This is a genomic window from Phenylobacterium sp., from assembly GCF_035475775.1.
Taxonomy (GTDB): Bacteria; Pseudomonadota; Alphaproteobacteria; order Caulobacterales; family Caulobacteraceae; genus Phenylobacterium.
The window spans coordinates 35,243-44,570 of sequence record NZ_DATIMC010000029.1; the positions used below are offsets into that span (position 1 = coordinate 35,243).

Here is a 9,328-nt window from a genome sequence, read left to right on the forward strand (position 1 = left end):
CTACTGCACGGAATGGCTCTCGTCATCGCCGTCCTCCATGCAATCGATCTCCAGCAAGGCGGTCAGCGCCTCGAATCGGCCCGTCAGGTCGGCGGCTTCGAGCAGCGCCTGCTTCTCGGCGGGCTCGAACGGCAGGCCCATCGCCAGGGAGTTGACCAGCGGCTCCAAGGGCGCGGTGGTCGCCGTCTCCCAGTCGATGTCGAGCTCGCGGCGGTTGAGATACCGCTTCAGCGCCCGGCCGAAACGCTCGCGGATGGCGGTCGGCGCCAGGGTCATCTCGTCCCGCGCCAGGTCGGTCTCGAAGCGGTCGTAACGGGCGCGCACCTGCCGGTAGGGCGTGCTGATGGCGATCTCCTCGCCGGGCTCGAAGCGGCAGACGCCGGTGAGGGTGACGAGATAGCGCCCGTCCGAGGTCTCGGCGTAGCTGGTGATGCGGCCCAGGCAGCCGACCTTGGCCAGGATCGGCCGCCCGCGGTCGCCGCCTCGGGTCTGGATCATGCCGACGACTCGGTCGCCGCCCATCACGTCGTCGACCATGTTGAGGTAGCGCGGCTCGAAGATCTGCAGCGGCAGCTCGCCGCCCGGCAGCAGGAGGGCGCCGTCGAGCGGGAAGACCGGGATCACCTGCGGCAGCTCGACCGCCTTTCGATAGCCCGGCATTGGCGCGTCTCCTCTCGGGCCAGCTCAGCTGAACAGGATGGCTGAAAGGCGCCGCCGACCCTGCTTGGCCACCTCCGAGACGGGCCCGGCCGCCTCGAAGACCTTCAGCAACTGCTGGCGCGCGGCCTGGTCGTTCCACTCGCGGTCGCGCTCGATGATGTAGAGCAGGTTGTCGGCGGCTTCGTCGAGTCGCCCCGCGCCGGCGAGCGCCGCGGCGAGGTCGAAGCGGGCCTGGTGGTCGTCGGGGTTCCTGGCCAGCGCCTGCTCGAAGGCGGCGGTCTCGGCCGGCGCCGTCTCGGCCAGGGCCAGGGCTGCGCGCACGCTGTCCAGGTCGGGGTCGCTGGCGTCCGGCGGGGCCATGGCGAGGATCTCGCGCGCGCGGTCGGGATCGCCGCTCTGGACATAGAGGCGCGCCAGGCCGCCCAGCGCCTTGGGGTTCTGCGGCTCCGCCTGCAGCACCTGGGCGTAGGCCTGGGCCGCGCCGCCCAGGTCGTTCATGGCGAGCGATTCCCGGGCCAGGCCCAGCAGCGCCTCGATCTCGGAGCCCTCCGCGCCGCCGCCCTTCTGCTTGGCGAGACCGTCGACGAAGGCCTTCACCTGGCTCTCGGGAAGGGCGCCCATGAAGCCGTCCACCGGGCGGCCGTCGACGAAGGCGAACACCGCCGGGATCGACTGCACGCGCAACTGGCCCGCGTAGGCCGGGTTCTTGTCGATGTCGACCTTGACCAGCTTCACCGCGCCTCCGGCGGCGGCGACCGCGCGCTCCAGCGCCGGGCCGAGCTGGCGGCAGGGGCCGCACCAGGTCGCCCAGAAGTCCACGATCACCGGCTGCTCGCGCGAGGCCTCGACCACGTCGGCGATGAAGGTGGCGTCGGTGGCGTCCTTGATGACATCGGCGGGCGGGGCTCCGCCCGGCTTGCCGGTGGTCTCGCCGATCAGGCTCATGCGCCGCTCCTCCGCCGATCTTGCTCAAACGCGTGCGTCCCAAGATGGTCGCAGGGCTGCGCCGGTTCAACGCATGAGCGGCATCGGCACCACCGCCATGGCCGCGAAGTCCACGACCAGCGGCTCGACGCCCAGCATCGCAAGGAACCGGCGGAAGCCCGCCTGGGAGATGGCGGTCGTGGCGGTGTTCTCCAACGGGTGGAAGTTGAGGCGCGGCGCCGCGGCCAGCGTGCGATCCAGCACGAAGCGCACGCGGCGGTCGCGGTCGTTGACCAGGCCGAAGGCGGTGACCGAGCCCGGCGCCACGCCCAGGCTCTCCTGCATGAGCTCCGCCCGGCCGAACGACAGCCGGGCCGAGCCGATCACCCGGTGCAGGCGCTTCAGGTCGATCGTCGCGTGGCCTTCCGCGGAGATCAGCCAGAGCTGGTCCCTGGCGTCCTTCAGGAACAGGTTCTTGGTGTGCGCGCCGGGGATGGCGCGCTTGAGGTCTTCGCCGTCCTCGACGCGGAACACCGCCGGGTGCTCGACGGTCTCGGTTTCGGCCCCGATGCGCTCGAGCAGGGCCATGAGGTCGGCGCGGGTGTTCATCGGGCCGAGCAATACCCGAACTGGACGGGCGCGCGAGGGGCGCCTAAGGACGGAGCCCACTTGGTCATGCCGGGCGGAGCCCATGGAACTGGAGTGCTATCCCACCACCGAACGGCCGCCGGAGATCGTGCCGGGGCGCCAGGAGCGCGCCTGGATGGACCACTTCGCCCAGCGCCATCCCTACCGCTGCCTGCCGCTGAACATGGCCAACACCTCCGGCTGGGAGATCCTTTCGCCGGTCGCGTTCACGGCGGAGTGGACCGGCGGGCTGCACCAGCAGGACATCAAGCTCACCCCCGACCACCCGAACCCCGACTTCCACCGGCTGGCCTCCAGCCACTTCAGCCATGGCGTGCTGACCTTCCACCCCGGTTACCTGTTCCGCACCCCGCCCGGCTGGTCGATGTGGGTCATGGGCCCGCCCAACCACGTCAAGGACGGCATCCAGGCGCTGTCGGGCGTGGTGGAGACCGACTGGCTGCCGTTTCCCTTCACCATGAACTGGCTGTTCACGCGGGCCGGCAAGGTGCGCTGGGAGAAGGGCGAGCCGTTCTGCTTCATCACGCTCCTGGAGGACAAGACGCTGCACGCCATCCAGCCGGTGATCAAGCGCATGGACCGCGACCCGGAGCTGCGTCACCAGTACGACGTCTGGGAGAAGCACCGAAGCGAGTTCAACCAGCGGATCTTCCGCCAGGACCCGGAGGCGACCAAGCAGGCCTGGCAGCGCTACTACTTCAAGGGCGAGTTCCCGGAGGAGGTGGCGCCGGCCCGCCAGGACCACGTCATGAAGCGCCGCCTCAAGGCGCCGAAATGGACCCGCTGAGGCGCGGCCGCCGGCCGCTTGCAAACCGGGGGGGCGTCTGCCATAAGCCGCCTCTCGAATTTTCGGGGCCGGTCCTTCCCACCGCTTCCCGAGGAGCGCGGGCGTAGCTCAGGGGTAGAGCACAACCTTGCCAAGGTTGGGGTCGTGAGTTCGAATCTCATCGCCCGCTCCAGACTTTCCTCAGAACCAGCGCCGGCCTGAGCGCCGGCGGCTGCTTGCTCCGCTCGCGGAGGCGCGCGGCCGCAGGATGTGATCGAGCGGCGCGAGACCGCCCCGCGCCCCCAGGCGTTAGCAGCGCAAACGGAGGACGCGGACGTGACTGTGCACGCGGACACGCCGGGCGCCCGCGCCGGGAGGGGCGCCGCGCCGTGGCTGATCGTCGAGGGCGTGATCGCCTTCATCCTGGGGATCGCGGCCCTGGTGCTGCCGATGGCCGCAGGCGTGGCCGCGGCCCTGGTGGTGGGCTGGGTGCTGGCGATCGGCGGGATCGTCGGCTTCATCGCCCTGTTCGGCCGCGCGACGGCGGGGCATCGGGCGCTGAGCTTCGTCTCGGCGCTGGTGGCGCTGGTCGCCGGCGCGCTGATGCTGTGGAACCCGCTGATCGGAACCGCGAGCCTGGTGCTGGTCGCCGCCGCCTATTTCCTGGTCGACGGGATCGTCCTGATCGGCCAGTCAATCGGCCTGCGCCGGCAGGGCGAGAAGGCCTGGGGCTGGCTGATGCTGAACGGCGTGCTCGACATCGTGCTCGGCCTGGCGCTGGGCTTCTTCGGGCCGCTGGTGGCGCCGGTCATGGTGGGCCTGGTGGTCGGCATCGACCTGATGCTGTGGGGCGCGGCCATGGCGGCGATCGGCCTCGCCCGCCGCCGGGCGCCTTGAGTTCGCCGCCGGCCTGATGTGATCTCCCGCTGCGAGGCGCAGCCCGGAGCGGGGCGCGCAAGGGGGCGGGACCTTCATCGATGACCCACGATCCGGCGCTGGACGCGCACGAACACGCCGAGCATGCCGAGCACGCGGCGCACGCGGGCGATCCGTTCATCTCCCAGGTGTCGATCACCGTCGCCATCCTGGCGGTGCTGGCCGCCAGCGTCGGCAGCCTGGAGACGGTGGAGGAGGGCCGGGCGATCACCGCCTCGGCCGAGGCGGTGCTGCGCCAGGACGAGGCCACCGACGCCTGGAACGAGTACCAGGCCGACAGCCTCAAGAAGCACGTCTACGGCATCGCCGCCGACGCCGGCGGGCCGCGGGCGGCGAAGTACGCCGCCACCGCCAAGGACCAGGTCGCCAAGCAGGACGAGATCCGCAAGCGGGCCCAGGAGGACGAGGCCGACCGCGACAAGCTGATGAAGGAAAGCGCCCTGCACGAGCACCGCCACCACTGGCTGACCGGCGGGGCGACCCTGATCGAGATCGGCATCGCCATCTGCACGGTGGCGATCATCACCCGCCGGCGCAGCTTCTGGCGCGGCTCCATCCTGCTGGCCGTGGTCGGGCTGGCGCTGTTCGGCGCGGCCTACCTCGCCTGAGGCTCGGAGAGCCGCGCCACCCAGGCGGGCTCAGCGCGGCTTCGGCGGCGCCGGGTACTGGATGCGCGGCTTCAGGTTCTCGATCACCGCACGGGCGTCGAAGGCGCGCGGGTCGTTGGCGGGCTTGACGCCCTTGTGCATTTGGATCTCGGCGGTGGCCTCGAACTTCTCGATCGTGCGCACGTCGTAGCGGTCGGCCCAGAAGGGGTCGCCCCAGAACGGATCCCAGGTGCGCCAGCCGAAGCCGCGGCCGCGGAACCGCCAGGACGGCCGCCAGAAGCCGTAGCGGCCGTACCAGGGATGGTACAGCGGATCGGGCTCGACATAGCTGCTGGCGTTGGTGTCGGTGTGCCGCTCGACCATCTCGAACCAGTCGTAGCCCTGCTGCACGGTGAGCTCGGCGGAGCGGAACAGCAGGTAGGCCTCGACGGTCTCGCGGCTGGTCAGGCTGTTGCCCTGGAAGGTCACGCGCCAGCGGTCGGGCTCGACGCGGATCTCGGAATAGCCGCCGGAGGTGGCCTGGCCCGGAATATTCGGCTGATAGGGGGTGGCGGTCGTGCAGGCCGCGAGCCCCGCCGCCAAGGCCACGGAGATGGCGAAGGCGGCCGTTTTCTTTGTCATTGCTGGTCTCTAGCTAACCACGTGTCCCTCGGATCGTGCCTCAGGCGCCACAACACTTCGCCACAATTGTGGTTGCCGCGATGCAGCCCGATTGCAAGCGCCGCCGTCCCGTCGTCGCGGGGCCGCCCCGTTCGACGCGCGGGGACCCGGGCCGGCGCCTCGCGGGTTTGATTTGCCGGCAAGCCGCGCCCGGGAGCAAGGCCGATGCAGGTCGAATCCACGGCGATCCGCGAAATCGACTACGACGCCGGGCGCGCCAAGCTCCTCGTCCGCTTCGTCTCGGGCGAGCGCTACGTCTACGTCGGCGTGCCGGGCGAGGTGCACCGCTCGTTCCTCGAGGCGGAGTCCAAGGGCAGCTTCTTCCAGGCCGAGATCCGCGACCGCTACCCCTACAACCGGCTCGACGGCTGAACCTGGAGTCCCTCCCTTAATGGGGAGGGACAGCCGGAGCGGAGCGACGGCAGGGTGGGGATGTCGCGATCATTGCCGACCTTTGAGCTTGGCCGAGACTTCCCCACCCTGACCGCTTCGCGGTCTGTCCCTCCCCAGACGGGGAGGGAGGGTCAGCGCCGGTCGCGGGCGGCCTGCACGCGCAGGCGGAGCGCATTCAGCTTGATGAACCCCGCGGCGTCGCGGTGGTCGTAGGCGACGGCGCCCTCCTCGAAGGTCACCAGCTCCTTGTCGTAGAGCGAATAGGGGCTCTCGCGGCCGACGACGCTGACGTTGCCCTTGTAGAGCTTCAGCCGCACGCGGCCGGACACCTTGGCCTGGGAGTGGTCGATCGCGGCCTGCAGCATCTCGCGCTCCGGCGAGAACCAGAAGCCGTTGTAGATGAGCTCGGCGTACCTCGGCATGAGCTCGTCCTTGAGGTGCAGGGCCCCGCGGTCGAGCGTGATGCTCTCGATGCCGCGGTGGGCGGCGAGCAGGATGGTCCCGCCCGGCGTCTCGTAGACCCCGCGCGACTTCATGCCGACGAAGCGGCTCTCGACCAGGTCGAGCCGGCCGATTCCATTGTCGTGGCCGAGCTCGTTCAGGCGCGCCAGCAGGGCGGCGGGCGAGAGCGCCTCGCCGTCGATCGCGACCGGATCGCCCTTCTCGAAGTCGACGGCGATCTCGGTCGCCCGGTCGGGCGCATTTTCGGGCGAAAGGGTGCGCTGGTGGACGAATTCCGGCGCGGGCTCGGCCGGATCCTCCAGCGCATTGCCCTCCGAGGAGGAGTGCAGCAGGTTGGCGTCGACGCTGAACGGGGGCTCGTTGCGCTTGTCCTTGGCCACGGGAATCCCGTGGCGGTCGGCGTAGGCGACCTCGTCGGCGCGGCCCTTGAAAGGCCACTCCCGCCACACCGCCAGCACCCGGATGTCGGGCTCCAACGCATAATAGCTGACCTCGAAGCGGACCTGGTCGTTGCCCTTGCCGGTCGCCCCATGGCTGACGGCGTCGGCCCCCACCTGGCGGGCCACCTCGATCTGCGCCTTGGCGATCAAGGGCCGGGCGATCGAGGTGCCGAGCAGGTACTGGCCCTCGTACACCGCGTTGGCGCGGAACATCGGGAAGACGTAGTCGCGGACGAACTCTTCCCTGAGGTCCGGCATGAAGATGTTCTCGGGCTTCACGCCCATGGCCAGCGCCTTCTCGCGCGCCGGCTCCAGCTCGCCGCCCTGGCCGAGGTCGGCGGTGAAGGTCACCACCTCGCAGCCGTAGGTCTCCTGCAGCCACTTCACCGCGACGAGGGTGTCGAGCCCGCCGGAGTAGGCGAGCACGACCTTCTTGATGGGCTGTTCGGCCATGAGACGGAGAGGGTCCTGGGATGAGCGATGAAGGTCGCGGGGCTTTAAGGGCGAACGGGCGCGCGGTTCAAGGCTTATGCGCCGTCGCCCTTCTCCAGGTCGTCGAGCGCCGCGCGCATCCAGCGCAGGTGCAGCAGCGCGATCAGCGAGGCGGCGGTGGCGCGGACTCCGAACACGATCGCCGCCGCATCGAAGCTCTCGGCCCGCTCGCGGGCCTGCAGCGCGAGCCACAGGCTGAACGCGAAGGCGCCGCCCGGCAAGGCCCAGATGCCGAGGCCCCGGCCGATCCGCCCGATGGGCAGGCGCACGCTCTGGCCGGGCCTGGTCTTGGCCCAGGCCTCGCGCGAGGCGCCGAACATGATGGCGAGCGCGATCACCCACAGGCCGTCGCCGAGATAGCTGAACGCCAAGCTACACCGTCACCTGGGCGCCCATCTCCACGACGCGCCCGGGCGGGATCTTGTAGAAGTCGGTGGGATTGGCGGCGTTGCGCATCAGGAAGATGAACAGCTTGTCCTGCCAAAGCGGCATGCCGGACTGCGCCGAAGGCACCACCGAGCGGCGCCCCAGGAAAAAGCTGGTGGCCATGATGTCGAACTTCAGGCCGAGCTTGCGGCAGAGCGCCAGCGCCTTGGGCACGTTCGGGCTCTCCATGAAGCCGTAGTTGACGATCACCTTCTTGAAATCCTCGTTGATCGGCTCGATGCGCACCCGCTGGGCTTCGGAGACGCGCGGCGTCTCGGCGGTGATGAGCGTCAGGATGATGTTCTTCTCGTGCAGCACCTTGTTGTGCTTGAGATTGTGCATCAGGGCGACCGGGGCCATCTCGGGATCCGAGGTCAGGAACACCGCCGTGCCCGGCGCCCGGTAGGGCGCGCGCGCCTTCAGGATTTCCGAGAGCTCGATCAGCGGCACGCTGTCGCGGCGGGTCTTCTCGGTCAGGATCTGCGCGCCGCGCGTCCAGGTGAGCATGATGGTCACCAGGCCCGCGCCCAGCGCCAGCGGCAGCCAGGCGCCCTGCGGGATCTTCAGGAGGTTGGACGAGATGAAGGTGACGTCGAGGATCCCGAACAGGCCCGATGCCAGCGCCGCCTGCCAGACCGGCCGCTTCCACATCCAGCGGACGATGACGAAGAACAGCAGGGTGTCGACGAACATCGCCCCGGTCACCGCGATGCCGTAGGCCGCGGCCAGGTTGGAGGAGGTGCGGAACATCACCAGCAGCACCACCACCCCGATCATCAAGAGCGTGTTGACCTGCGGCACGAAGATCTGCCCGGCCTGGGTCTCGGAGGTCCGGCGGATCGAGATGCGCGGGAAGAGGCCCAGCTGCACGGCCTGCTGGGTCATCGAGAAGGCGCCGGTGATCACCGCCTGCGAGGCGATCACGGTGGCCACCGTGACCAGGATCAGGATCGGCCAATACACCGGGTGCGGGATCATCTTGTAGAACGGGTCGACCGCGGCGGCGGGCCTGTGCAGCACCAGCGCCCCCTGGCCGAGGTAATTGAGCAGCAGGCAGGGCAGGACGAGAAACAGCCAGGCTGCGCGGATCGGGTTGCGCCCGAAGTGGCCCATGTCGGCGTAGAGCGCCTCCGCGCCGGTCACCGCCAGGAACACGCTGCCGAGGATGGCGAAGCCCAGGAAGCCGTTCTGGAACAGGAAGATCACGCCGTAATGCGGCGACAGCCCGCGGAACACCGAGAGGTCGTCCTTCAGGTGGTACAGGCCGAGCCCGGCCAGCACCAGGAACCAGACCGCGGTGATCGGGCCGAAGTAGCGCGCCACGCTCGCCGTGCCGCGCGACTGCACCAGGAACAGGGCGACCAGGATCCCGATCGAGATCGGCACGACGAGCTCGGCCAGCGCATGCGGCGCGCCGGGGGCGTCGCGGACCCCCTCGACCGCGGCGAGCACCGAGACGGCCGGGGTGATGATCCCGTCGCCGTAGAACAGCGCCGCGCCCAGCATGCCGAGCAGCAGCACGAGGCCCGAGCGGCGCGGCACGATGCGCTGGGCGAGCGCCATCAGCGCCAGCGTGCCGCCCTCGCCCTTGTTGTCCGCGCGCATCAGGAAGACGACGTACTTCACCGTGACGATCAGGATCAGCGCCCAGGTGATCAGCGAGACCACGCCGAGCACGGCCAGCTCCGCCGTGCCGCCACTGTGGCTGTGGCGGAGCGCCTCGCGCATGGCGTAGAGCGGGCTGGTGCCGATATCGCCGAACACCACGCCCATGGAGCCCAGGGCGAGCGCAAAGAAGCTCTCCGACTGCGGGGTATGGGCTTGCGGGGGTTCGTCCAGGGCCTGGGCGGCGGCGCCGGCCGTGTCAGCCATCCGTTCTCTCCGGGAACGGCGGGGGTTCCCTTGGCGGCCCG

11 protein-coding genes and 1 tRNA gene are annotated in these 9,328 nt (G+C 69.9%); 5 read left to right on the forward strand and 7 right to left on the reverse strand.

What is annotated here, in order from left to right; genetic code table 11:
• The 3 genes from VLI41_RS03555 to VLI41_RS03565 form a co-directional block, all read right to left on the reverse strand.
• Positions 1-660 (reverse strand): LON peptidase substrate-binding domain-containing protein, encoded by a 660-nt coding sequence (locus tag VLI41_RS03555; protein ID WP_325266680.1) that lies wholly within the window; start codon positions 658-660, stop codon positions 1-3.
• A 24-nt stretch (positions 661-684) separates the two neighbouring features.
• The gene (locus VLI41_RS03560; protein WP_325266681.1) at positions 685-1,605 is read right to left on the reverse strand and encodes a co-chaperone YbbN; all 921 of its coding nucleotides are present in this window, start codon (positions 1,603-1,605) and stop codon (positions 685-687) included.
• Between the two features lie 66 nt (positions 1,606-1,671).
• Positions 1,672-2,193, reverse strand: a complete 522-nt coding sequence (locus tag VLI41_RS03565; RefSeq protein ID WP_325266682.1) for a prolyl-tRNA synthetase associated domain-containing protein — start codon at positions 2,191-2,193, stop codon at positions 1,672-1,674.
• A gap of 82 nt (positions 2,194-2,275) precedes the next feature.
• Here VLI41_RS03565 and VLI41_RS03570 point away from each other — a divergent pair, with 82 nt between their 5' ends.
• The 4 genes from VLI41_RS03570 (at position 2,276) to VLI41_RS03585 (ending at position 4,542) form a co-directional block, all read left to right on the forward strand.
• A complete protein-coding gene (locus VLI41_RS03570) occupies positions 2,276-3,019 on the forward strand; it encodes a DUF6065 family protein (protein ID WP_325266683.1) in 744 nt (247 codons plus the stop codon).
• A gap of 97 nt (positions 3,020-3,116) precedes the next feature.
• Positions 3,117-3,191: transfer RNA gene (locus VLI41_RS03575), tRNA-Gly, on the forward strand.
• A 143-nt stretch (positions 3,192-3,334) separates the two neighbouring features.
• Positions 3,335-3,895 (forward strand): HdeD family acid-resistance protein, encoded by a 561-nt coding sequence (locus VLI41_RS03580; protein ID WP_325266684.1) that lies wholly within the window; start codon positions 3,335-3,337, stop codon positions 3,893-3,895.
• A gap of 80 nt (positions 3,896-3,975) precedes the next feature.
• Entirely contained in the window at positions 3,976-4,542 is a 567-nt protein-coding gene (locus VLI41_RS03585) for a DUF4337 domain-containing protein (protein ID WP_325266685.1), read from the forward strand.
• A 30-nt stretch (positions 4,543-4,572) separates the two neighbouring features.
• On the opposite strand, the gene VLI41_RS03590 is transcribed toward VLI41_RS03585, so the two are convergent.
• Complete coding sequence (locus VLI41_RS03590) at positions 4,573-5,163, reverse strand: CC0125/CC1285 family lipoprotein (protein WP_325266686.1); 591 nt, start codon at positions 5,161-5,163, stop codon at positions 4,573-4,575.
• A gap of 204 nt (positions 5,164-5,367) precedes the next feature.
• Here VLI41_RS03590 and VLI41_RS03595 point away from each other — a divergent pair, with 204 nt between their 5' ends.
• Complete coding sequence (locus VLI41_RS03595; RefSeq protein WP_325266687.1) at positions 5,368-5,574, forward strand: KTSC domain-containing protein; 207 nt, start codon at positions 5,368-5,370, stop codon at positions 5,572-5,574.
• Between the two features lie 152 nt (positions 5,575-5,726).
• Here VLI41_RS03595 and VLI41_RS03600 read toward each other — a convergent pair whose 3' ends face one another.
• From VLI41_RS03600 to VLI41_RS03610, 3 genes are all read right to left on the reverse strand, one after another.
• Complete coding sequence (locus tag VLI41_RS03600) at positions 5,727-6,950, reverse strand: argininosuccinate synthase (RefSeq protein ID WP_325266688.1); 1,224 nt, start codon at positions 6,948-6,950, stop codon at positions 5,727-5,729.
• A 74-nt stretch (positions 6,951-7,024) separates the two neighbouring features.
• Positions 7,025-7,360 (reverse strand): hypothetical protein, encoded by a 336-nt coding sequence (locus tag VLI41_RS03605; RefSeq protein ID WP_325266689.1) that lies wholly within the window; start codon positions 7,358-7,360, stop codon positions 7,025-7,027.
• A 1-nt stretch (position 7,361) separates the two neighbouring features.
• On the reverse strand, positions 7,362-9,287 hold the full coding sequence (locus VLI41_RS03610; RefSeq protein ID WP_414692519.1) for a potassium transporter Kup: 1,926 nt from the start codon (positions 9,285-9,287) through the stop codon (positions 7,362-7,364).
• Positions 9,288-9,328: the final 41 nt, after the last annotated feature.

What these genes read in the sequence shown, in the direction of transcription:
- VLI41_RS03560 (WP_325266681.1), bottom strand. Translation starts at nt 1,605, where the DNA reads ATGAGCCTGATCGGCGAGACCACCGGCAAGCCGGGCGGAGCCCCGCCC.
- VLI41_RS03610 (WP_414692519.1), bottom strand. Translation starts at nt 9,287, where the DNA reads ATGGCTGACACGGCCGGCGCCGCCGCCCAGGCCCTGGACGAACCCCCG.
- VLI41_RS03585 (WP_325266685.1), top strand. Translation starts at nt 3,976, where the DNA reads ATGACCCACGATCCGGCGCTGGACGCGCACGAACACGCCGAGCATGCC.
- VLI41_RS03590 (WP_325266686.1), bottom strand. Translation starts at nt 5,163, where the DNA reads ATGACAAAGAAAACGGCCGCCTTCGCCATCTCCGTGGCCTTGGCGGCG.
- VLI41_RS03555 (WP_325266680.1), bottom strand. Translation starts at nt 660, where the DNA reads ATGCCGGGCTATCGAAAGGCGGTCGAGCTGCCGCAGGTGATCCCGGTC.
- VLI41_RS03595 (WP_325266687.1), top strand. Translation starts at nt 5,368, where the DNA reads ATGCAGGTCGAATCCACGGCGATCCGCGAAATCGACTACGACGCCGGG.
- VLI41_RS03600 (WP_325266688.1), bottom strand. Translation starts at nt 6,950, where the DNA reads ATGGCCGAACAGCCCATCAAGAAGGTCGTGCTCGCCTACTCCGGCGGG.
- VLI41_RS03570 (WP_325266683.1), top strand. Translation starts at nt 2,276, where the DNA reads ATGGAACTGGAGTGCTATCCCACCACCGAACGGCCGCCGGAGATCGTG.
- VLI41_RS03565 (WP_325266682.1), bottom strand. Translation starts at nt 2,193, where the DNA reads ATGAACACCCGCGCCGACCTCATGGCCCTGCTCGAGCGCATCGGGGCC.